The sequence below is a fragment of the Dialister invisus DSM 15470 genome, assembly GCF_000160055.1.
Classification (GTDB): Bacteria; Bacillota; Negativicutes; order Veillonellales; family Dialisteraceae; genus Dialister; species Dialister invisus.
In genome coordinates this window covers 1,196,005-1,219,261 of sequence record NZ_GG698602.1, presented here as the reverse complement: position 1 = coordinate 1,219,261, position 23,257 = coordinate 1,196,005, and the positions used below count along the sequence as shown (strand labels likewise).

The 23,257-nt window shown below is 49.9% G+C and carries 25 protein-coding genes; all 25 read left to right on the top strand.

The window, feature by feature from the left end; translation table 11 throughout:
- Positions 1-82 precede the first annotated feature (82 nt).
- The 25 genes from GCWU000321_RS06015 (at position 83) to GCWU000321_RS09850 (ending at position 23,254) form a co-directional block, all read left to right on the top strand.
- Positions 83-634, top strand: coding sequence for a xanthine phosphoribosyltransferase (locus GCWU000321_RS06015; RefSeq protein ID WP_244835069.1), 552 nt, complete (start codon positions 83-85; stop codon positions 632-634).
- Positions 635-644: 10 nt separating this feature from the next.
- Positions 645-1,967, top strand: coding sequence for a uracil-xanthine permease family protein (locus GCWU000321_RS06010; RefSeq protein ID WP_040381400.1), 1,323 nt, complete (start codon positions 645-647; stop codon positions 1,965-1,967).
- Between the two features lie 255 nt (positions 1,968-2,222).
- The gene (locus GCWU000321_RS06005; RefSeq protein ID WP_007070248.1) at positions 2,223-3,281 is read left to right on the top strand and encodes an extracellular solute-binding protein; all 1,059 of its coding nucleotides are present in this window, start codon (positions 2,223-2,225) and stop codon (positions 3,279-3,281) included.
- A gap of 90 nt (positions 3,282-3,371) precedes the next feature.
- Complete coding sequence (locus GCWU000321_RS06000; protein ID WP_022027421.1) at positions 3,372-4,478, top strand: ABC transporter ATP-binding protein; 1,107 nt, start codon at positions 3,372-3,374, stop codon at positions 4,476-4,478.
- Entirely contained in the window at positions 4,475-6,127 is a 1,653-nt protein-coding gene (locus GCWU000321_RS05995) for an ABC transporter permease (RefSeq protein ID WP_007070246.1), read from the top strand. The genes GCWU000321_RS06000 and GCWU000321_RS05995 overlap by 4 nt, the downstream gene beginning before the upstream one ends.
- 593 nt (positions 6,128-6,720) lie before the next feature.
- A complete protein-coding gene (locus GCWU000321_RS05990; protein WP_007070244.1) occupies positions 6,721-6,930 on the top strand; it encodes a hypothetical protein in 210 nt (69 codons plus the stop codon).
- A gap of 330 nt (positions 6,931-7,260) precedes the next feature.
- Entirely contained in the window at positions 7,261-7,398 is a 138-nt protein-coding gene (gene rpmH, locus GCWU000321_RS05985; RefSeq protein WP_007070242.1) for a 50S ribosomal protein L34, read from the top strand.
- Complete coding sequence (gene rnpA / locus GCWU000321_RS05980; protein ID WP_040381396.1) at positions 7,391-7,771, top strand: ribonuclease P protein component; 381 nt, start codon at positions 7,391-7,393, stop codon at positions 7,769-7,771. The genes rpmH and rnpA overlap by 8 nt, the downstream gene beginning before the upstream one ends.
- Positions 7,771-7,980: a membrane protein insertion efficiency factor YidD gene (yidD, locus tag GCWU000321_RS05975; protein ID WP_083786270.1), complete on the top strand. Its 210-nt coding sequence runs from the start codon at positions 7,771-7,773 to the stop codon at positions 7,978-7,980. The genes rnpA and yidD overlap by 1 nt, the downstream gene beginning before the upstream one ends.
- A gap of 185 nt (positions 7,981-8,165) precedes the next feature.
- Entirely contained in the window at positions 8,166-9,086 is a 921-nt protein-coding gene (locus GCWU000321_RS05970) for a YidC/Oxa1 family membrane protein insertase (RefSeq protein ID WP_007070238.1), read from the top strand.
- A 2-nt stretch (positions 9,087-9,088) separates the two neighbouring features.
- On the top strand, positions 9,089-9,913 hold the full coding sequence (jag, locus tag GCWU000321_RS05965) for an RNA-binding cell elongation regulator Jag/EloR (RefSeq protein WP_007070237.1): 825 nt from the start codon (positions 9,089-9,091) through the stop codon (positions 9,911-9,913).
- Positions 9,914-10,127: 214 nt separating this feature from the next.
- The gene (locus GCWU000321_RS05960; protein ID WP_040381394.1) at positions 10,128-11,174 is read left to right on the top strand and encodes a glycosyltransferase family 4 protein; all 1,047 of its coding nucleotides are present in this window, start codon (positions 10,128-10,130) and stop codon (positions 11,172-11,174) included.
- A gap of 42 nt (positions 11,175-11,216) precedes the next feature.
- The gene (wecB, locus tag GCWU000321_RS05955) at positions 11,217-12,377 is read left to right on the top strand and encodes a non-hydrolyzing UDP-N-acetylglucosamine 2-epimerase (protein ID WP_007070235.1); all 1,161 of its coding nucleotides are present in this window, start codon (positions 11,217-11,219) and stop codon (positions 12,375-12,377) included.
- A gap of 89 nt (positions 12,378-12,466) precedes the next feature.
- Positions 12,467-12,700, top strand: coding sequence for an AtpZ/AtpI family protein (locus GCWU000321_RS05950; RefSeq protein WP_022026518.1), 234 nt, complete (start codon positions 12,467-12,469; stop codon positions 12,698-12,700).
- Between the two features lie 3 nt (positions 12,701-12,703).
- On the top strand, positions 12,704-13,069 hold the full coding sequence (locus GCWU000321_RS05945; RefSeq protein ID WP_007070233.1) for a hypothetical protein: 366 nt from the start codon (positions 12,704-12,706) through the stop codon (positions 13,067-13,069).
- A 57-nt stretch (positions 13,070-13,126) separates the two neighbouring features.
- Positions 13,127-13,792 carry a F0F1 ATP synthase subunit A gene (atpB, locus tag GCWU000321_RS05940; protein ID WP_007070232.1) on the top strand — a complete coding sequence of 222 codons (666 nt, stop codon included), beginning with the start codon at positions 13,127-13,129 and terminating at the stop codon, positions 13,790-13,792.
- 120 nt (positions 13,793-13,912) lie between these two features.
- On the top strand, positions 13,913-14,164 hold the full coding sequence (atpE, locus tag GCWU000321_RS05935) for a F0F1 ATP synthase subunit C (RefSeq protein WP_040381953.1): 252 nt from the start codon (positions 13,913-13,915) through the stop codon (positions 14,162-14,164).
- Positions 14,165-14,199: 35 nt separating this feature from the next.
- Positions 14,200-14,694, top strand: a complete 495-nt coding sequence (atpF, locus tag GCWU000321_RS05930) for a F0F1 ATP synthase subunit B (protein ID WP_007070230.1) — start codon at positions 14,200-14,202, stop codon at positions 14,692-14,694.
- Positions 14,695-14,696: 2 nt separating this feature from the next.
- Positions 14,697-15,242, top strand: a complete 546-nt coding sequence (locus GCWU000321_RS05925; protein WP_007070229.1) for a F0F1 ATP synthase subunit delta — start codon at positions 14,697-14,699, stop codon at positions 15,240-15,242.
- A 15-nt stretch (positions 15,243-15,257) separates the two neighbouring features.
- Positions 15,258-16,805: a F0F1 ATP synthase subunit alpha gene (gene atpA / locus GCWU000321_RS05920; RefSeq protein ID WP_007070228.1), complete on the top strand. Its 1,548-nt coding sequence runs from the start codon at positions 15,258-15,260 to the stop codon at positions 16,803-16,805.
- A gap of 5 nt (positions 16,806-16,810) precedes the next feature.
- Entirely contained in the window at positions 16,811-17,728 is a 918-nt protein-coding gene (gene atpG / locus GCWU000321_RS05915; protein ID WP_007070227.1) for an ATP synthase F1 subunit gamma, read from the top strand.
- Positions 17,729-17,763: 35 nt separating this feature from the next.
- Complete coding sequence (gene atpD, locus GCWU000321_RS05910; RefSeq protein ID WP_007070226.1) at positions 17,764-19,197, top strand: F0F1 ATP synthase subunit beta; 1,434 nt, start codon at positions 17,764-17,766, stop codon at positions 19,195-19,197.
- Positions 19,198-19,200: 3 nt separating this feature from the next.
- A complete protein-coding gene (locus tag GCWU000321_RS05905; RefSeq protein ID WP_007070225.1) occupies positions 19,201-19,620 on the top strand; it encodes a F0F1 ATP synthase subunit epsilon in 420 nt (139 codons plus the stop codon).
- Positions 19,621-20,131: 511 nt separating this feature from the next.
- On the top strand, positions 20,132-21,256 hold the full coding sequence (locus tag GCWU000321_RS05895) for an IS256-like element ISDin1 family transposase (RefSeq protein ID WP_040381389.1): 1,125 nt from the start codon (positions 20,132-20,134) through the stop codon (positions 21,254-21,256).
- 1,863 nt (positions 21,257-23,119) lie between these two features.
- Positions 23,120-23,254 carry a hypothetical protein gene (locus tag GCWU000321_RS09850; protein WP_007070218.1) on the top strand — a complete coding sequence of 45 codons (135 nt, stop codon included), beginning with the start codon at positions 23,120-23,122 and terminating at the stop codon, positions 23,252-23,254.
- Positions 23,255-23,257: the final 3 nt, after the last annotated feature.

The window sequence follows — 23,257 nt, the reverse complement described above, 5'->3', positions numbered from 1 at the left end:
ATAATAAATAAATTATAGGGTGTGTATTGTCTTTGGAGGGGGTATCAGGGTGGCAGAGCTGAATTTACTGCAGGAGAAAATTTTGAGCGACGGAGTGATCCGTCCAGGGAATGTGCTCAAGGTGGACAGTTTTCTGAATCATCAAATCGATGTGCCTTTTATCAGTGAACTGGGGAAGGAATTTAAAAAGCTTTTCGGGGATCGGAAAGTGGACAAGATTCTGACGATCGAAGCGTCGGGGATCGGCATTGCCTGCCTTACGGCGGTGTATTTCGGGGTGCCTGTAGTTTTTGCGAAGAAATCTGCGGGAAGCAATATGGATAAGGAAATGTTTGCTACGGAGGTTATGTCATATACCCATAATCGGAAAAACCATGTGGTGGTATCAAAGAAATATCTGAAACCCGGCGAACATATCCTCATCATGGACGATTTTCTTGCCAATGGCTGCGCCGTGAGCGGGCTTCTTGATCTGGTAAAACAGGCGGGCGGTATCGTAGAAGGCATCGGCATCTGCATCGAAAAAGGTTTCCAGGGCGGCGGCGACGCGCTCCGTGAAGCGGGATATGATGTCCGCTCTCTGGCAGTTATTGAAAAAATGGATGCCGAAACAGGCGTCATTACGTTCCGCTGAGGAGGCCGTAATGAATACAGATCCGATTTATGAAGCGGATGGGAAAATATCTGTCCGCAAAGCAGTGCCTTTCGGTCTCCAGCACGTTCTTGCCATGTTCGTGGCAAATATCGCGCCAATCCTTATCGTGACGGGCGTGGTGAAGATGCCTGCCTCAGAAGCGGGCGCTGTTGTCCAGGCGGCCATGATCATTGCAGGCATCGGCTCCCTGCTCCAGATGTATCCCGTCTTCCGTCTGGGCAGCGGACTTCCTGTCATCATGGGAATCAGCTTTACCTTTGTTTCTGTTTTTTGTGTGATCGGATTGAAATACGGCTACGGCGCTATTCTCGGCGCTGTCCTTATAGGCGGTGTTCTGGAGGGAATCCTCGGTCTCGGCGCGGCATGGTGGCGGAAACTTGTACCGCCCATCGTTTCGGCGACTGTCGTGACGGCCATTGGGTTTTCCCTGCTTCCCATCGGGGCGAATTCTTTCGGCGGCGGTTTCGGTCATCCTGAATTCGGCGATGTCCGGTTCCTCATTGTCGGTACAATTACTTTGGTTTCCTGCCTTATTTTTAATATCCGGGCGAAATCATTCTACAAGCAGTTATCTGTCCTTTTCGGGCTTTTTGTGGGGTACGTTACGGCATACTTCTACGGTATGGTTGATTTGGGCCGCCTGACGGAAGTATCCCTTGTGTCTCTGCCGGTTTTCATGCCTTATTCTCTGGAATTTCATTATGACGCCATTTTCTCCGTATTCCTTATTTTCCTGGTGTCTGCCACAGAAACGCTGGGCGACACCTCGGCGCTTTCCGCCATGGGGTTCAATCGGGAGGCGAAAGACAGGGAAATATCCGGTTCCATTGCCGTGGACGGGTTTGTTTCTGCCGCGTCTTCTCTCTTCGGGTGTTTGCCGATTACATCTTTCAGCCAGAATGTGGGGCTTATCGCCATGACACATGTGGTGAACAGGAAAGCCATCGCCAGCGGCGCCGTCATCATGGTTCTGGCAGGACTTATTCCCGCGCTGGGGGTCATTTTGGCGTCACTGCCTGAGGCCGTCCTCGGCGGCTGTACGCTTATGATGTTCGGCTCCATCGTGGTGTCCGGTGTGCAGATGATCAGCCGCTGCGGATATTCACAGAGAAATATGAGTATTGCCGCCCTGTCTCTTTCCATCGGACTGGGATTCACGCAGACACCGCAGATTTTCCGCATATTTCCCGAACTGCTGCGGAGCGTATTCGCAGAGAACTGTGTAGCGGTGGTTTTCATCGTGGCGGTTCTTCTGAATCTTGTATTTCCCAAAGAGGAAGAGGAAAAAGCAGCGGCAGGAGCTGCCGAATGAAATACAGGCGCTGATCGGCAATCGGCGCTTTTATTTTGCCATAGTAATGGAAGCATATATTTCCTGCTTTCTGCGTACCCGTTTCCGCACACATCGGTATGCCTGTCGGTCACTCTATGAGTATTTCCTATACAGTTTAAGGCAAGCTATACATTGTGCTTATAAGGTGTAGACACAGGAATGAATAATGATACAATATACATGGTATTATTTAAACAGGAAGTTTACTTACGATGAAAGGCAAGGAGGATTGTCATGAAAAGATTGAAGAAAGCAGCTTTGGCGGTGGCATGTGCTGCTGTGCTCTGTTCCGTATTTTCCGGCTGCGGCGGAGATAAAAAGGATACTGCCAAGGCCGCTCCCGCAGAGGAAAAGGTGCTCACCGTTTACACGGCGCGCAGCGAAAGCTTAAACAATCTTGTCATTCCCGCTTTTGAAAAAGAAACAGGGATTAAAGTCAATGTTATTGTGGCGGGGACGGGCCCCCTCGTGAAACGTGTGGCGTCTGAAAAGGACAATCCCCAGGGTGACATTCTCTGGGCGGCTGACCAGACGATGCTGGATTCCCAGAAGGAACTTTTTGAGAAATATGTATCCCCGGAAGACGCGAATATGATTGATGCCGCTAAAAATAAGACAGGATATTTTTCTCCCGCATTTGCCGATCCCACCGTTTTCATCGTTAATAAAAAACTGGCAGGCGATATGAAGATTGCCGGGTTTGACGATCTTCTCAATCCGGCGCTGAAGGGTAAGATTGCCTGCGGCGACCCTGCCAACTCCAGCTCCGCGTTCCAGGTGCTCATGGCGATGCTTTACGCCAAGGGCAAGGATGGAGATCCCATGTCCCCCGAGGCTTGGGCGTACGTGGATAACTTCATTAAGAATGTAGATGGGAAATTCCTGAACAGTTCCGGTGCTGTCCATAAAGGCGCTGCCGACGGCGAATATACCGTGGGGCTTACTTGGGAAGATCCGGCGGCTACCTATGTGAAGAACGGCGCTGACGTAGAAGTCGTATTCCCGAAAGAGGGAGCCATTTTCCCGGGCGAATCCGTACAGATCATCAAAGGCGCGAAACATATGGAAAATGCGAAGAAATTTGTCGATTTCATGCTTTCCCAGAAGATCCAGGAAGCGGCAGGAAAGACGCTCACCGTCCGTCCGCTCCGCAAGGGTGTGAAGCTTGCTGACTACATGACACCCCAGGACACAATCGCTTTGTTCAAGAATTATGACGAAGGCTGGGTAGCTGCCCATAAGAAAGAAGTCGTGGCGGAATGGAATAAACATCTGGAAAATTCCAGGCAGTAATAAGTAATTAGGTCATCAGAGGGCGTCGGGCATTTCGCCTGACGTTCTTTTTTATAGATGACGCTTGAAGCGCGAGGTTATGAGGTTATTATGAGTGTTTCTATCAATATAGACAAAGTGGTGAAGAAGTACGGGGATACGGTGGTGGTGAACGGCCTGTCCGTGGATATTATGCCGGGCGAATTTTTCACCCTTTTAGGGCCGTCGGGCTGCGGTAAAACGACACTGCTCCGTATGATTATCGGATTCAATTCCATCGAAGGCGGTACGATTTCCGTCGACGGGAATGTCATCAACGATGTGGCGACAGATAAAAGAAATATGGGCATGGTTTTTCAGAATTATGCCATTTTCCCCCACATGTCGGTGAAAGATAATGTGGCTTTCGGTCTGCGGATGCGGAAGGTGCCTGAAAAGGAAATCGAAGAGCGGGTGGATAAAATCCTGAAGATCGTGAAGATCGACCACCTGAAAGACCGTATGCCCACAGCGCTTTCCGGCGGGCAGCAGCAGCGTGTCGCCCTTGCGCGGGCGATCGTCATCCGGCCGCAGGTACTTCTGATGGATGAACCGCTGTCCAACTTGGATGCGAAACTCCGTATCGAAATGAGGAATGCCATCAAGCAGATTCAGCGCCGGGTGGATATAACCACGGTGTATGTCACCCACGACCAGGAAGAGGCGCTGGCGGTGTCCGACCGTATCGCCGTCATGAATGGCGGGGTCATCTGCCAGATCGGCAGACCGGCGGATATTTATAAAAGGCCGAAGAACGTTTTCGTTTCGACTTTCATCGGGCTCTCCAACCTGCTGGACGGACATATCGTGAAAAAAGGAGATAAGACAAGCATTTCCTTTAAAGAAAATGAAGACTGGCTTGTAGACATGGATAACTTATCAGGCGGCGTAGAGGACGGAGAAGAAGTCATCATTTCCGTCCGTCCGGAAGAATTTGATATGGAACCCGGCACGAAAGAGGGGATCCGCGGCGTGATCCGTTCTTCCGTCTTCCTCGGTCTTACCACCCATTACTTCATCACCACTGACGGAGGGCAGGAATTGGAGATTCTCCAGACCCAGGAAGGCCACGATATTCTTCCCGACGGCAGCGCCGTCACGCTCACCGTCAAAGCCGGACGGATCAATGTCTTCCGCCGGGCAACGGAAGAAACATTGATCAGAGAGGAAGGACTATGAAAAAGAATCTGACTGTCTGGAACCTTTTCAGTGTCGTTATTCTTGCGGCTTTCGCCCTTTTCATCATGTATCCCATATTCCTCATTCTGTACCGGAGTGTCATTCATGGGGATACAGGGGCGCTCACGCTTCAGAATTTCGCCCATTTCTTCGCCAAAAAATTCTACTGGGGAACGATGGTAAACTCGCTGAAAGTGACTGTCGTTTCCACGATTTTATCGGCGGCTCTCGGCCTTCCGCTGGCATACCTCATGAGGAGCGTGAAAATAAAAGGAAGCAGTTTCCTGAATATCCTCATCGTTATCTCCTATCTGTCGCCGCCTTTCATCGGGGCATATGCGTGGATACAGATGCTCGGGCGGCAGGGCGTCATCACCCAGTTCCTGAACGACACCTTCGGACTCCATTATGGCGGTGTGTACGGCTTTGCCGGCATTGTCCTCGTCTTTACGCTCCAGTCATTTCCCCTCGTTTACATTTACGTATCGGGAGCGCTGAAAAATCTGGACAACTCTTTGAATGAAGCGGCGGAAAGCCTGGGGTGCAGCCGCATGGGGCGCATTTGGAAAATCATCGTGCCTCTTGTCATGCCCACGCTCCTTGCCAGCTCCATGCTCGTTTTCATGCGTGTCTTTGCTGACTTCGGCACGCCCATGCTCATCGGTGAGGGATACAAGACACTCCCCGTCCTTATTTACAACCAGTTCATGGGCGAAGTATCGGGGGATGACGGCTTCGCGGCAGCCATCTGCTGCATCGTGATCGGGCTCACCATCGTCATGTTCTTCGTCCAGCGTTTTCTCGCGGGAAGAAATACCTACGCCATGACCGCCCTGAAACCCATGGCGGCGGAATCACTCGGCGGCCTGCGGAATATCCTTGCCCATCTGGCAGTCTACATGGTTGTGGGACTGGCGATCCTTCCCCAGTTCGTCGTTGTGTACACCTCTTTCCTTGCTACAAACGGAGGGCAGGTATTCACCGGCGGATTCGCTCTTCAGAGTTATGACGCGACACTCTTTGCCAAGGACAATGACGTCATCTGGCATACCTATTTCCTGGGACTTTGCGCCATCGCTGCTGTCCTCGTCTTGGGTGTCCTTATCGCCTACCTTTCCGTGCGGAAAAGAAATACACTGAACAGCATTCTTGACGTCATGACGATGTTCCCCTTCATCATTCCCGGCTCCGTCCTCGGTATCGCTTTCGTCTTTGCTTTCAATAAATCGCCGATTATCCTTACCGGAACGGCGCTGATCATGATTATTTCTTTCGCGGTGCGGAGAATGCCCTATACCGTCCGTTCCTCCACCGCCATTTTGGGAAATATCAGTCCCAGCATCGAAGAAGCGGCCATTTCTCTGGGCGCCTCTGACATGACGACATTCCGTAAAATCACGGTTCCCATGATGATGCCCGGCGTTCTTTCCGGCGCCATCATGAGCTGGGTCACCATCATCAGCGAGCTGTCGTCATCCATCATCCTGTATACGAACAGCACACAGACACTCACCGTGTCCATCTACACGGAAGTCATCCGCGGCAACTACGGGAACGCCTCCGCGTATGCCACCATCCTCACGGTGACATCCATCCTGTCGCTGCTCCTTTTCTATAAAGTGACAGGCCGGCGCGACGTGTCAGTGTAAAGCGGGAGAATTTTATAAATAAAAAGTCAGAAGTTTATAATTCCGGAAACATGGCATAGTCGTTAAATGCGGCTATGCCAATTCTTATTTGCAGAAAAAAGCATGAGTAAGGATCTGTGATATAACGCGGAAATGTTTTATTACAGCCTTTTATGATCGTCTGCCGATAAAAATGGAATTCATGATAAGATGTCATTCGGAGTGAAGAATCTATGACTCGGATGACGCCTTACCGCTTTTCCCCATTACGGGTATAGATCCTTCACGTCCGCTTATGATGACGATTAACGTTTCCCTCACTACAACAGCAAATCCTTTGCTGTTGTTTCGTATGACACCTAACGGAAATCATATGCTTCGGCTTTTAACTCACAGCTAACAGCTAACAGCTAACAGCTTATAGCTGACAGCTGACAGCTGATAGCTGATAGCTTTTATCTTCTTATGGTCTTCCTCATCGCGGGTGCAGATCCTTCACATTCGCTTCAGATGGCGTTTTGCTGTTCCCTGTCAATAAGACACTATACAGGGTATGTTATAATAGATATATATAAATATATGAATAAGCTTCAGTTTTGAAAGAAGGTGTTCTTATGTGGAAGAAAACAATACTTGCCGCGGCACTGCTTGCAGGTGGCGTAGTTGGCGGTTTTGCCGCGTATGATGGCGGAGATAATCCGCCGCAGGATGAAAACGTACAGCTCTGTCCCATCGGAGAAAACGGTGAGCGGGGAGTCTGCGGTGTTCCGGAGAGAAGCGGTGATGACCGGGAAGCTTGCAGGGGTCCGCACTGTAATAGGTGATGCGGAAAGGAAAATAAGGGAGACGGGAGACCGTTTCCTTTTTCTTTATCAGGAATCAAGAGGGGAAAGTGAGGTAATAGATTCTTCACTCCGTGTCACCATCCTGTTTCCCATCTTTCCCTCAAGGCATTTTTGCCACCGTTCAGAATGACGATTGAAGGAGAGAGTGTCATAATGAGGGGAACGATAAGGCGTCATAATGCGGTACTGATTTCTTCGTGAAAAGCGGAGTGTGTGAAGTGTTTTCGTTTGACATCTGATGGCCGTTTAGCTATAATTAGCATGTTATGGTGTATGAATACACAGGACGCAGTAAGGAGGTGTTCACTGATGGCAAAAATGACATTCCAGCCTAATAACCACTGGAGAAAACATACCCACGGATTCCGCGCCCGTATGAAGACGAAAGCCGGCCGTATTGTTCTGAAAAGAAGAAGAGCCAAGGGCAGAAAGGTATTAAGTGCCTGAGTCAGAATCGAAGCAGGAGAAGAAGTATCCGCTTCACCGTGATTTCCGTATCCGGCAAAACAGGGATTACCGGCGTATATACTCGTCCGGCCGGCGTTTCAGCAACCGCGCGGGACTTATGTACGTGGTCAGGACGAAACGGGAACCTGTCCGGATCGGGTTTGTGACGACGAAGCGCATCGGCAATGCCGTGGCGCGCAACCGGGCAAGGCGCCTGATGAAAGAGGTTTATCGCCTCCATCGTCATGAACTTTCTTCCCATTATGAAGCCATATTGCTTGCCGCCGCTTTTCTGACGACAGCGACGTATAGCGAGGCGGAAAAGGCTTTGCTTGCGCTGTGGCGTAAAGCGGGCATGCTGGAGGGGGCATGATGAAGACGGTGCTGATCGTTCTTATTCGATTTTACAGGAAATATGTTTCTCCCCTGAAACCGCCATGCTGCCGTTTCACTCCCACCTGCAGCACTTACGCGCTGGAAGCGGTGGAGAAATACGGCGCGCTGAAAGGCGGATGGCTCGCGTTAAAGCGGATCTTGAAGTGCCATCCTTTCCATAAGGGCGGTTATGACCCTGTTCCATAAGGCTTTTCCGATAGGCAATGTACGGCGCTTTTGATAAGGCGCCGCTTTTTTCATCTTTCGCGTTTTGTTATCCTGTCACGCCATGAATTTTGCAGAGTTTCTGCATTTTTGTCTCATCCTGCTTTTGAAATTCAGAAAGCAGGAACATTTAGGCGGCTGAAATAGAGGCCGTATAAGGAGAAATTATGAATCTTGGCTTTGGCGGAGGCGGATCTGATTTCCAGATTCCCGTACTCTCGGCTATTGTAGGCATGATTGCCGATCTGATGCGCATCGGCCTGCAGATTTGTTATGAATTTACTTCCGGTCTCGGATTTCCCAATTACGTCATCGCTATCGTCGTTTTGACGATACTCATCAAGACGCTGCTGCTTCCCCTCGCGGTGAAACAGATCCGTTCCATGAAAGCGATGCAGGCAATACAGCCGGAGATCCAGAAAATCCAGAAGAAGTACAGAAATGACCCTGCCATGATGCGGCAGGAAATGGGGCGTCTGTACAAAGAGCATAATGCGTCCCCCATGGCGGGATGCCTGCCGTTGCTCATACAGATGCCTTTCCTTATCGCGATGTACTATGCGATTCAGGGGTTCAGTTATGACCCTCTCCATGCGGGTTTCCTCTGGATTGAAAGTCTGGCAGCGGAAGACGGTACGTACATCCTGCCTGTTCTTTCCGCCGCGTCCACGTTCCTTGTTTCCTGGCAGACGACGCCGAAAGACGCGCCGGGCAACCAAAAGACGATGCTTTTCATGATGCCTCTTATGATCGGCTGGATGTCTCTTCATTTTCCGAGCGGTTTGGTGATTTACTGGGTGGTGAGCAATATTTACCAGTTTTTCCAGCAGCTTATCATGTTCCGCGGGGAAAAGGGAAAGGAAATGATAAACGGGCCTTCGAAAAAAGGCGTAGTCACTGTCCATACCGATGAAGAGGCTGTGGCTAAGACAAAGAGGAAAAAGATTATCCGCAGAAAAATTATTAAAAAGGTAGCAAAGAAACCGGCAGTCGATGAAGCACCGAAGGCCGGTGATGAAAAAGAAAAAACGGCTTCTGCTGAAAAGACGGCAGAGGCCGGGGATAGTTCCGGGAAAGCGGAGGGATAACTATGAAAACTGTCAGAATTACCGCAAAAACCGTTGACGAAGCAGTGGAAGAAGGATTGAAGAAGCTGGGGCTTTCCCGCGCAGAAGCAGTGATCCGTGTCATTGAACAGCCCTCAAGCGGACTTTTCGGTTTGTTCAACAAGAAAGATGCCGTTGTCGAGGTCGGCGCGGCAGGATCAGAAACGGAAGATGCTGCGGAGACTGCCGGGGACATGACTTCGGCTGTTGCCGGGGCTGCAGACGGAGAGGAAGAAACCGTTTCCGCTGCGGAGGAGCCGGGGGAAAACGTCATGGGCGGCGGTGATACGGAAGAAGTTCTTACGGTGAAGAAGGAAAAACGCGGCCGTGAGGAAACTCCGTTTTCCGCGGAAGAGCAGGAAGAAGCCGCTGAAGAAGCGAAACGTTTCCTGACGGGCGTTTTCAAAGGAATGAAGATGGAAGTGCAGCTTGAAAAGATGGTGAATGAAGAACGCATTCTTTTCAACCTTCACGGCGAGGGTCTGGGCATCCTTATCGGAAAGCACGGCCAGACGCTGGACGCACTCCAGTACCTGACAAATCTGGCGGCAAATAAAAATTTCCGTCACCATTACTTCGTGCTTCTTGATGTGGAAGACTATCGGCAGCGCCGCAGGCAGACCCTGGAATCGCTGGCGCACCGCCTGGCGGATAAGGTGAAGCGTACAGGGGAAGAAATCCGCCTTGAACCGATGTCGGCGGGCGACCGCCGCATGATCCACCTGGCGCTCCAGAATGACGGCGCGGTATCTACAGAAAGCGACGGAGAAGCGCCGTATCGCTGCGTCGTGATTCGCGCGAAACAGTAAAAATAAAAAGCCTCATGGCGGAATGATTTCGATCAAACAGCCGTGAGGTTTTTTGCTGCGCGGGATCCGAAAATGCTGTGCTCCGTTTCGCGTGCCTTCCTTTTGCGGTTCCCGCTTCTTTTGGGCTCCGCTTTATTTCGAGGCCGCAGGCGGGCAACAATATTTCATCAGTTGTGCTAAAATAACCATATACATAGAAAGGGGAGGTGGTTCGTTGTTCGCTTACGCGTTCACGTTCCTTGCCGCGCTTGCCGTGACGTTTATTCTCACGCCGGCCGTAAAAAATTTCGCGGTGCAGATCGGCGCCGTGGATAAGCCGGACGCACGGAAGGTGCATCACGGACTGGTACCCCGTTTGGGCGGGCTTGCCATATACGCAGGGTTTATGGTATCCGTCATCCTTACGGTGGGCTTTACTTATGAAATGACAGGGATTATGATCGGCGCGACCTGTCTTGTTTTTGTGGGGATTGCAGATGATATCGTGTCTCTTCCCGCCAAGGTGAAACTTCTCGGGCAGATCTTATCCGCCGCCGTGCTTGTGATATTCTTTGATGTGAATATTGATTGGATCGATCTTCCCTATGTGGGGATTATTGAATTTCCTCTCTTTATTTCCATACCGCTTACTATTTTCTGGATCATCGGATTTATCAATACGGTCAATCTTATTGACGGCCTTGACGGGCTTGCTGCGGGGATCGCCACGATAGCGTCTATTGCCATTGCCCTTCTCGCATTCCAGATGGGGCAGTGGGTATCGGCTGCCGCTATGGTGGCCATGACAGGGGCGTGTCTCGGCTTTCTGCAGTATAATTTCAATCCGGCTAAAATTTTCATGGGCGATACGGGATCCATGTTCCTTGGGTATGTGATTGCCGCGGTGTCGGTCATGGGATCTATGAAGACGGCGGCTGCCGCAGTCCTTATCGTGCCTTTGGTGGCGCTGGCCGTGCCCATTACCGATACCGTACTTGCTATCGTGCGGCGCAGGCAGTCAGGGGTGCCGATTTTTTCACCGGACAAGAACCATCTCCACCATCGTCTTCTGGCGGCGGGATTGTCGCAGAAACAGGTAGTGCTGGTCATGTACGCGCTGACAGCTTTTTTCTCGGCAGCGGCACTCCTTGTGGTGAGGCTGAATCCATTTCTCGGTGTGGCGGTGATCCTTCTCGCACTCGGGGTGTTTATTTTCTGGGCGAAGAAACTCGGCGTCATGAGAGAGGTCGTTCTTCCACCGACGGAAAAGGATGAAAAATAAAAAAGGAATTGACAGAAATATTTCATTGTATCAGCTTGTTTTATGAAAAGGAGTAGTCCTGTGAAAGTCATGACGGTTTTCGGCACGCGGCCTGAAGCGATAAAGATGGCTCCTGTCGTGCAGTCGCTTCTGGCGCATCCCGAAATAGAAACAAAGGTCTGCCTCACGGCGCAGCATCGGGAAATGCTCGATCAGGTGGTGGATCTTTTCAAGCTGCCCGTTGATTACGACCTTGATATCATGAGGAGCGGACAGTCCCTGTATGACATCACTTCCCGCGTCCTTCGCGGACTGGAAGAAGTACTGGAAAAGGAAAAACCGGATTATGTCCTTGTCCATGGGGATACGACGACGACGTTTACCGCGTCGCTTGCCGCTTTTTACAAGCAGATCAAAGTTGGACATGTGGAAGCGGGGCTGCGCACGGGAGATCTGGCGTCCCCTTTTCCTGAAGAGGCGAACCGCCAGCTTACAGGAGTCCTGGCCAGTCTTCATTTTGCCCCGACAGAAACGGCGCGGGAAAATTTACTCCGTGAAAATAAAAAGGATGAAAATATTTTCGTCGTGGGAAATACCGTCATTGATGCGCTCCTTTCGACGGTAAAGAAAGATTATACTTTTGAAGATGAAGAAATACAGGCGATTGAAGAACACAAGCGCGTCATCCTTGTGACCACCCACCGCCGTGAAAATTTGGGTGCGCCCATGCATCATGTGTACCGTGCGCTCCGCCGGCTGGTGGAAACCGTGCCGGATACGGAAGTGGTATTTCCTGTCCATCGGAATCCTCTTGTCCGTGAAGCGGTGGAGGAAGAGCTGGACGGCGCGGCGGGCATCCATCTTGTAGAACCGATGGAGTATGAGCCTTTCACGAATCTGATGGCGCGGTCCGCCCTTGTGCTGACCGATTCAGGCGGCATACAGGAGGAAGCGCCGAGCCTGGGGAAACCCGTCCTTGTCCTTCGCGATACGACAGAGCGTCCCGAAGCGGTAGAGGCGGGGACGGTAAAACTGGTGGGCACCGGAGAAGAGAAGATTTATCAGACGGCATACCGGCTGCTGACCGATGAGGCGGCATATCATGCGATGGCGGAAGCAGTGAATCCTTACGGTGACGGCAGATCCGCCGGGCGCATCGTGGAGACGCTTTTGTATGCGGAGGGGATTTCTCATAAAAAACCGTCTAAATTTATAGCTAAGTAAATCCGCATATGTTACAATAACTTTGTATGGGTAGAGCTGTACGTATTTTGCGTGCAGTTTTTCATGATATGCACATGCCGGAGATGGCCATGAAGAATGCCGGAGGACAGGGAGATAAAGGAAAAGAGTTCAATCCGATGCGCAGTATCGCTGTGGCAGGCGGAGCGGGCATGACACTTCTTTCCTGTATCGGCCTCGGTATCTGGGGCGGGCTTAAGTGTGATGAATACTTGGGGACGTATCCTTTCGGCCTTATCGGGTTATCCCTTTTGGGCGCCATATCCGGATTGTGGGCCATAATTAGAAAAATGATAGGAAAGTAAGAAATGAAGTATGATACGGTATTCCCTGCTTTTGCGGATAGAGTGGTCAGCCGTCTGGCAGCCATAGGCGCTGTCGGCGCGGCCGTCGCATTTTTGAAGTGGGAATGGACTGTGGCGGCAGGATTTGCCGCCGGCGTCGTATTTCATATTCTTTTTTTCTTGTACATGAAACAGCGTTACATCCACTGGGAGAAAGAAGAGCGGGACGCGGCCTACATAGGCCAGATGGGCGCCGCGCTTGCAGGCTCCCGGCTTTTTGTGGAAGCGGGGCTGGCGGTGGCGGTGGTTTTGTGGACACCGCTTTCCATTCTCGGCTTCCTGGCGGGCTTATTGTCACTGTTCCCTGCTACTATCTGGGCAAGGCAATAGTGTGGAATAAGAATAATAATATTTTCCTGACGTCCAAAACAGAGAGGGGGTGAGACTATGCATCTTCATACGGGTACACATGTGGTTGCACAGCTTTTCGGAATGTCGGTCAATCTGGATACGATTTTTACACAATGGCTTACTGCTCTCATAGTATTTATTATCGTTTTTGCTGCGAGCCGGGGGCGTTCGCTCGTTCCAAGCGGTATCCAGAATGCGGTGGAAATGATCATTGAGCCGCTATGCTCCCAGTTTGAGAAGAATATGGGATCGCATTATAAAAAGGTTGTTTATTTTCTGCTGACGCTTTTCATGTTCATCTTTGTGGCCAATGAAATCGGGCTTCTGCCGACAGCCCATCTGACGGCGTCTCCGACAAATGATGTGAATACGACCCTGGGGCTGGCGCTGGCCGGTACATTATGTATTCATTTCATTTATATCAGGAACAGGGGATTCGGCAAATGGCTGAAACATTTCTTTGAACCGATGCCACCGTTCGTGATCATCAATATCGTAGAAGAACTTTCCCGGCCGATCACCCTGGCGATGCGTCTATTCGGCAATATTCTGGCAGGGGAAATCCTGCTGGAAATCCTCTACGCGTTGGCACCTGTGCTTGTACCTTTGCTCTGGGTCGTGTTCAGCCTTGTCATCGGGCTGATCCAGGCATACATTTTCACTACGCTGACTTCCATTTATCTCAAGGAGAGCGTGGAGTAAGTGAAGGTGTGCAGGTGAATGGGAGCGGCACTCCGTAAAATGCCCGGGCGCCGCCCGCGAAACGGTACTCATTATATCCGGAAAAACCGGGACATTACATTCTTAGGAGGAATCATTACCATGGATCAGACTATTGTTGTTCAGTATTCCCTTATCGCATCTGCGCTGATTGCCGCAGTTTCTGCGTTTGCAGCCGCATTCAACGATGCTAAAGTAGCATCCCACGCTATCGACGGCATGACCCGCCAGCCGGAAATGCAGGGGCAGCTCTTCACTTCCATGCTTGTCGGCATCGGCCTGGTAGAATCTATTCCGATTATCGCTATCGTTATTTCTCTCGTCCTCGTATTCGCCAATCCTTTCCTCGGCTAATTCCAATTCATTGTTAGCCTAAGGAGGGGATTTCATTGGTAGAATTAAATGGTACGCTGCTGATTTCAATCCTCAACTTTATCATTCTCGTTGCCGTTTTGGCACATTTCTGCTATAAGCCGGTGCTGAAGGTCATGGATGACCGCAGGAACAAGATCCGGAATGATCTGGACAGCGCGGCCCGGTCCAGCGCGGAGGCGGCCAAGCTCAAATCCGATCTGGAAGCGGAACTTGCCAATGCCCAGGTCGCCGCACAGGGGATCGTGGATAAGGCCGTAAAAGAGGCCAAGGTACAGGCCCAGGCGCAGATCGATGAGGCCCATGCGGCTATTGAGAGGGAAAAAGTCCAGGCTGCTAAACAGATCGAAAGGGAACGCAAGGATGCCCTGGAGGATCTGAAGACGCAGGTGGCCGCTCTTTCCTGTGATATTGCATCGAAGATCATCAGCAAAAATATGACGCCGGATACGAATGACCGGCTCATAGCGGAAAGCATCGCAAGACTGGATGCCGGGCGGGCAGGTAAGTAATCATGGATAAGAACGTAATCCTTGCAAAGAAGTACGGACGAGCCATCTATGAAATTGCCGCAGAGCAGCACTGCCTGGAACAAACGGAAGAAGATCTCCGCCTCATTGCCGATACCATAGGGAAAAGCAAAGAGCTCGGGGAGATTCTGAACCATCCTCTGCTTGCTAAGGATGTCAAGAAAGATACTATAAATAAGTTATTTGCAGATAAGGTGCAGCCGATAGTTTTACAGTTCTGCTATGTTGTTATCGACAAAGGCCGCATCGCTGATTTTGCTGCCATGGCGGATGTCTATGCCAATCTTGCGCATCATGGGATGGGCATGGAGGAAGCCGTGGTAACCTCTGCGTTTCCATTGACCAAATCCCAGGTGGACGCTTTGAAAGCCAAACTTGCGGAAATCACGGGAAGCAAAATTATCATGAAACAGAAAGTAGACGCATCTTTGATAGGCGGATTCACGGTCCGGATGGGAGACCGTCTGATTGACGGATCCGTAGCCCGCCAGCTTGCGGCGCTCCGCTCGCAAATGATGCAAAGAGATTGAGGTGACTTACAGGATATGAAAATCAGTTCAGATGAAATCACATCTGTCATTAAAAAACAGATTGAAAATTACAAAGTAGACCTCAATGTCGATGAAGTAGGTACGGTTCTTGAAGTCGGCGACGGTATCGCCCATGTATATGGCCTTGAAAACTGCATGGCCGGTGAACTGCTGGAACTGCCGAACGGCGTTTACGGCATGGCCATGAACCTGGAAGAAAGCAATGTAGGTGCCGTTCTTCTGGGAAATGCGGAAACCATCAAGGAAGGCGACGTAGTAAAGAGAACGGGCCGTCTGATGCAGGTTCCCGTAGGCAATGCGGTCATCGGCCGCGTGGTCAATGCACTGGGACAGCCGATTGACGGCAGAGGCGAAATCAAGACTGACGCTTATCGCGACATTGAAATCAAAGCTCCGGGCATTGCCGACAGACAGCCGGTAAACGTCCCGCTGCAGACCGGTCTGAAATGTATCGACTCCATGGTCCCGATCGGCCGCGGACAGCGTGAGCTGATCATCGGCGACCGCGGTACAGGCAAGACTGCCATCGCTATTGATACCATTCTGAACCAGAAGGGGCAGGATGTCATTTGTATTTATGTTTCCATCGGGCAGAAGAACTCCAACGTCGTCCGTGTATACGAACGGCTGAGAGCTGCCGGCGCTATGGATTACTCCATCATCGTACATGCCGGTGCTTCCGAAGGGTCTCCGATGCAGTACCTTGCACCATACTCCGGTGTATCCATTGCGGAACATTTCATGCACCAGGGCAAAGATGTCCTCATTATCTATGACGACCTCTCCAAACATGCTGTCGCTTACCGCGCCATGTCGCTTCTGCTGCGCCGTCCGCCGGGACGCGAAGCTTACCCCGGTGACGTATTCTATCTGCATTCCCGTCTGCTGGAACGTGCGGCACGTCTGTCCGATGCACTGGGCGGCGGCTCCATCACCGCGCTGCCGATCATTGAAACACTGGCAGGTGATGTCGGTGCGTACATTCCGACAAACGTCATTTCCATCACGGACGGACAGATTTATCTGGAAACGGCACTCTTTTATTCCGGGATCCGTCCGGCCATCAATGTCGGCCTGTCCGTATCCCGTGTAGGCGGTTCTGCACAGATTAAGGCCATGAAACAGGTCGCAGGCACGCTGCGTCTGGATCTGGCACAGTTCCGTGAATTGGCAGCATTTGCCCAGTTCGGTTCCGATCTTGATGCTGCCACCAAAGCGCAGATCGACCGCGGTCAGAGGACGACGGAAATTCTGAAGCAGCCGCAGTATTCCCCTTATCCGGTCGAAGACCAGGTTATGGCGATCTACACGGCCGTCAAGGGGTATCTTGATGACGTGGACGTAGACCAGGTTGTCGGGTTTGAACAGCAGGTTCTGAATTTCCTCCACAGCAGCCATCCGGAAATCGGCGCTGATATCGTGGATAAAAAGAAGCTGACAGATGAAAATGAAGCGAAACTCAGAGAAGCTCTTGATGAATTCAAGAAACGTTACAAGGCACAAAGCGAAACAGAAGAAAAGTCTGAAACGGTAGAGGGGTGATCTGATTGGAAAGTACGCGTGATATAAAAGGGCGCATAAAATCCGTCACCAACATCCAGCAGATCACGAAAGCCATGAAGATGGTAGCCGCCGCCCGTCTGCGCAAAGCGGAGGAAAAGGCAAACGGCTCCCGTCCTTATGCGGAAAAGATCGGAGAGCTCCTGCGCCGTGCTTCTTCGGTGACACCCGGATTTACAAGCCCGCTCTTCAGGACAGGCGAAGTAAAGAAGGTCGGATATCTCGTCATTTGCGGCGACAAAGGCCTTGCCGGCGCTTATAACTCCAACGTGATGAAGCGTACCCTGCAGGAAATCTCCGGAAAGGATCGTTCTGCATACGCTTTATATGTCTGCGGGAAACAGGCGAAGAATTATCTGAAATTCCGCGGGTATGATCCCGATACCTATCATTTCGGCTTTTCTGATAAGCCGTCGGCTCAGGATTCTATCGATCTCTCCAAAGAGATGGTGGAATACTTCACAAAAGAAGAAGTCGATGAAGTTTATATTATTTATACCAAATTCATCACCGCCCTCCGCCAGCAGGTCCGGGTAGACCGGCTGCTCCCCATTGAAGCGCCGGCTGAGGGAAAAACGGAAGAAGCAGCAAAAGCGGCTGCCAGCGAATGGGAAAAAGAAAGACAGGATTTCCTCCGTATCGAGGAAGATCCCTATATTTTCCTTCCCGATGCGGCGGCAGTACTTTCCAAACTGCTTCCTGAATATATACAAGTACAGGTTTATAATGCGATGCTGCAATCCGCGGCGTCCGAGCTGGGCAGCCGTATGGCGGCCATGTCCGCTGCCACTGACAACGCGACGGAAAGAATTGCCGACCTCAACCTTACGTACAACAAAGCGCGTCAGGCACAGGTCACCAATGAAATTTCCGAAATTGTCGGCGGTGCGGCAGCTCTTGAATAAACCGGCTTAATTTGATTAAGGAGGAATGCTTCTTCATGGCAAATGAACAGCAGGGACAGGTAGGCAAGGTCGTACAGGTCATGGGCGCTGTCGTCGACATCGCTTTTTCCGACGATCAGGAACTTCCTGCCATCTATAACGCAATTCATGTCAAAGATGAAGAAGGCACTGTTCCGGTAGATGTTATCTGTGAAACCATGCAGCACTTAGGTGACGGCGTAGTCCGCACCGTTGCGATGAGTTCCACCGATGGCATGGTACGCGGAATGAAAGCAGTAGATACCGGCCGTGCTATTGCGGCACCGGTCGGCGACGGATGCCTGGGACGTATTTTCAACGTACTCGGACAGACCGTCGACAATGACGATACAAAAGTACCGGCATCCGACTACTGGCCTATTCATCGTCCGGCACCGGCCTTTAAAGACCAGTCTCCGGCAACCGAAATTTTTGAAACCGGCATCAAAGTCGTCGACCTCATCGCTCCGTATGCAAAAGGCGGTAAGATCGGGCTCTTCGGCGGTGCGGGTGTAGGTAAGACCGTTCTTATCCAGGAATTGATCCATAACGTGGCGACAGAACACTCCGGCTGCTCCGTATTCTGCGGCGTCGGCGAACGTACCCGTGAAGGGAACGATCTCTGGGGAGAAATGAAAGACTCCGGCGTTCTTTCCAAAGTTGCGCTGGTATACGGCCAGATGAACGAACCTCCGGGAGCGCGTATGCGTGTGGCTCTCACCGGTTTGACCATGGCTGAATATTTCCGCGACAAACAGGGACAGGACGTCCTGCTCTTCGTAGACAATATTTTCCGTTTTGTACAGGCCGGTTCCGAAGTATCCGCGCTGCTCGGGCGTATGCCGTCCGCCGTAGGCTACCAGCCGACCCTGGCCACCGATATCGGCGAACTGCAGGAACGCATCACTTCCACCAAAGACGGTTCCATCACATCCATCCAGGCCGTATACGTACCGGCCGATGACTTGACGGATCCGGCTCCGGCAGGCGTATTTACACACTTGGACGCTACCACCGTACTGAGCCGTTCCATCGCGGAACTGGGCATCTATCCGGCAGTAGATCCGCTGGACTCCACCAGCCGTATCCTTGACCCGAATGTTTTGGGTGAAGAGCATTACGAAGTGGCCCGCGGCGTACAGGCTATTCTGCAGCGCTACAAAGAACTGCAGGATATCATCGCCATCCTGGGCATGGAAGAACTTTCCGATGATGACAAAGTCATCGTAGCCCGCGCAAGAAAGGTACAGAGATTCCTGTCTCAGCCCTTCTTCGTAGCCGAACAGTTTACAGGCTCCCCCGGCAGATACGTATCCCTGAAGGAAACCATCCGCGGCTTCAAGGAAATCCTTGCAGGCCAGCACGATGATATGCCTGAAGGCGCGTTCTACATGGTCGGCACAATTGATGAAGCGATCGAAAAGGCTGAAAAGATGAAGAAAGGGGAATAAGCCATGGCTGATACCCTTACGAATCCCATGCACGTGGAAGTCATCAGCCCCGACGGACCGATTTATCGAGAAACCGGCGTGGAAATGGTGGTGGCCCGTGCAGCAGACGGCGAATTTGCCGTCATGAAAAACCATCTGCCTCTGGCAGCCGCTCTTGAAATGTGCCCTGTGCGCATTGTTAAAGGCGGAAAGGAACAAAAGGTGGCTGTATTTGGCGGTTTCCTGGAAATAAAGGACAATCAGGTAAATATCGTAGCCCCCCTGGCGGAGCTGGCGGACACCATCGATATTGCCCGTGCCCAAGCCGCGAAGAAACGTGCGGAAGACAGGCTCGCGTCCAAGAGCAAAGAGATTGATGTCGACCGTGCTAAACTCGCTCTCCAGCGTGCGCTGACACGGCTCAAAACGACAGGAACCCTTTGATCCCAACACAAGAACCGATCCATACAAATAATGGGTCGGTTTTTATGTTGGGGGAAGACGGTAAGAAGATAAAAGCTATCAGCTGTTAGCTGTGAGCTGTCAGCTATAAGCTGTTAGCTGTGAGTTAAAAGCCGAAGCATATGATTTCCGTTAGGTGTCATACGAAACAACAGCAAAGAGGATTTGCTGCTGTGTTAAGGAAAGGGATTCTAACGGGAAAAATAGGGATTGGGCAAGCCTCCTTATTTATAAGGAGGTGGCCGGCGGAGCCGGACGGAGGATACTGGCTTGGGGGAACGACGCAAAAGAATAGAGGGTTATAGGACATTTTGTGTTGATTTTAATACCGATGAAGTTAGACATTGTCTGGCTTCATCGGTATTTTATCCTTTTCCTAAGAAGATAAAGGGTGGACAAAATGAGTTGGTAAAAAATCCGAAAATGATTGCTATGACTGCTTTAATTAGGGTTATATCTTTTTAAAATATGTTTATTTTAAAAGGAGAACCTTATGAAACAAGTTAGGTGTTTATATTGCGGTTTCTTTTGCTCAAAATATGGTAAAACTCGTACAGGAAGGCAACGGTGGTACTGCAAAGAATGTCATTCTGTCTTTGTGAATCCGATTAATAAGACGGTTCATGATTTTAAGCACTTTATTCAGTGGTTGTTTGGTAAGGATGTGCAAAAATCCATGCCTGGCAACGGTCGTGGTTTTCGAAGGAAAACCTCTAAATTTTGGGAAATATGGCCTATGCAGCCTAAAATTGAGAGTCCGATGAATGTCATATATGTGGATGGGATTTATTTAGGAAGAAAAGCATGTATCCTTATTTGTTGTAATGAAAGATATGTGCTTGGATGGTATTTGTGCCGCTATGAGAATTCCAGAGCCTGGGAAGCATTGATGCAGAGAATTGCGGCTCCCGCTATGGTCGTTTCTGATGGAGGCCACGGCTTCCGGAAAGCACTAAAAAGAGTCTGGCCCAAGGCTAAGTTGCAGCGTTGTACTTTCCATGCATTCATCCAGGTAAAGAGATACACAACCGGTAGTCCTAAAACCATTGCCGGCATTGAGATGTACATGATAGCAAAGGATTTGCTGATGATAAAAGACATGGAGCAAGCAGGTCATTGGGTAACCCGATTGATAAACTGGAGAATAAAGCATAAGACCTTTCTTAGTGAAATGACACAAGATGAAAAAGGCAAACTTCGCCCTATGCATGAACGTTTACTAAAGGCCGAGCGGTCACTGGTCAGATTAGTACGGCAAAACACATTATTTACCTATTTGGATGAATCGTTGTCTTATGGAGAAGAACTACCATCGACAAATAACCGTATAGAAGGCGGAATAAATGCACAATTAAGAACGATGCTTAGAAACCATCGTGGGATGTCCATTGAAAGACGCATAAAAGCGGTTTTCTGGTGGTGTTACTTCCACACACCGAAACCGCTTTCTGCATCTGAAATCCTAAAGGTAATGCCCACTGACAGAAGCATTTCTAAACTGTATAAAGCGATGAATGAACGAGCCAAATTAGAGGATTCAATTCCCACATGGGGAGATGCTATTGTGTGGTCAGAATTACATAAATCCGATTCATTTCCTGCTTGTTTTTGGGATTAACCACCAACACAAAATGTCCTATAACCCAGAATAGAATGAAGATTCTTTTTCTGCCCCCCGTTCTGAGTGATAACGGACGGTAAAACGTCATCCTGAACGAATATGAAGGATCTGTTACCGTGATGAGTGGAAAGCGGTAAGAAAATAAAAGCTATCAGCTGTGAGCTGTCAGCTGCAAGCTGTGAGCTGTTAGCCGTTAGCTGTGAGTTAAAAGCCGAAGCATATGATTTCCATTAGGTGTCATACGAAACAACAGCAAAGGATTTGCTGTTGTAGTGAGGGAAACGTTAAACGTCATCCTGAACGAATGTGAAGGATCTGCTGCCGTGATGAGGGGAAACCGTAAGGTGTCATCAGAGTAATAGATTCTTCGCTCTGTGTTATGTTGTGATTTTTCCTCATTCTCATACAGCATTCTTACTTCCGCTCTGAATGACGGGATACGGTAAGGCGTCATTCAAAGCGCCAGCGAAGGATTTGCTGCTGTGTTGAGGAAAGGGATTCTGACGGGAAAAATAGGGATTGGGCAAGCCTCCTTATTTATAAGGAGGTGGCCGGCGAAGTCGGACGGAGGATACTGGCTTGGGGGAACGACGCAAAAGAATAGAATGAAGATTCTTTTTCTGCCCCCGTTCTGAGTGATGACGGACAGTAAAGCGTCATCCGAAGCGAATGTGAAGGATCTGTCACCATGGTGGGGAAAACCGTAAAATCTCATCAAAGTGACAGATTTATCACGCAGGGGCATGCAACCATTATTCATGAAGTGGAATTCATGATTTGCGCAATTTGGCATGATGTATTATCTATGTATTTTACTTAATGCTGAATATGGGATGTAATGTTATAAACTTTAGTTCAAGGATTAATGAGGAAATAAAGTTAAAAAATAAGAAAATATTTATAGGGGTGTATAAAACGTGAATGCGGTACGCAGCATGGTTTGCCGAAACATGATGCATTATGAAAAGATTAGAAAATATGTACCTATTGATTATAAAAAGTAATACAGCTATGCGGAATTGATATGTGCATTTTGTGGTGGGGTGTCGTATAATCGAAACGATTATGTATCGGAATCATACTATTCGTTTTTAATCCGGATGGGGGGAGAGTTGAGTCTGATATACAATCCTGCTGCGGCATGGAAAGAATACTTATCATCCACGGGAGTATGATGGTGAGATTGTTTTTGCCGGCAGAACCGCTTTTTGTAATCGGAGTAATGGCAGAAAACGGCAGATATCCCTGAAGTGACTGGGGCAGGGATGATGGGGGAGTTTTAATAATGGATATGTTTTATTGGGATATCCGGGGCAAGTCACGAAGTAGATGTGACATCTGTGTCCGGAACATACACAGGAATTTAAGAGCGCTCTGTGCGGCTGCTTAGGCGGCTGTTTTCGAGGGCGTTTTTTGTATGCCTGAAAAGCCGGCGTGAAGAGAGATTCGGGGAGAGAAATTTCGAACCGGAGCGGTACCGGCGTGAAGAGGCATGATGGAAAATGGAGGCGGTCATGAAGAAGGTTACGGACTTTTAGGGAAATATCCTGCCCGAGTGGAGTTTCCCGTATTTTTACAGGAATGCAGGATTTGACGAGGTTGTTTTTCAGAGGCAGGCATAAAGCGGTGTCTGTAAGATGAAGGAATCCGCAGATGGCTGGATCTTGGAGAAAATAAAGATAAACCGTCTTAGGGTCAATTTATAAACAATAAGAAAACCGTATAAATACTGGATATTTTATATTTGTAAAATTTACGGTTGAAAAAATTTAAGGCATGGGGTAAAATGATTTTCGTGTTTGCTGCGGGAGCATGATTTCCTGATGCACAAAACAGGGCAGAGGATAAAGAGACAGCCCAATGCTGCGGTTTCAGGGAAAACATGCGCAGGCAGTTTCTCCGGCAGAAAGTATCGTAAAGAAAACAGGAATAAAAACGGTTGGCGTTTTATACATCGGAGAAAACATTTTTGCAATAGAGAAAGGATGGGATTAAAGT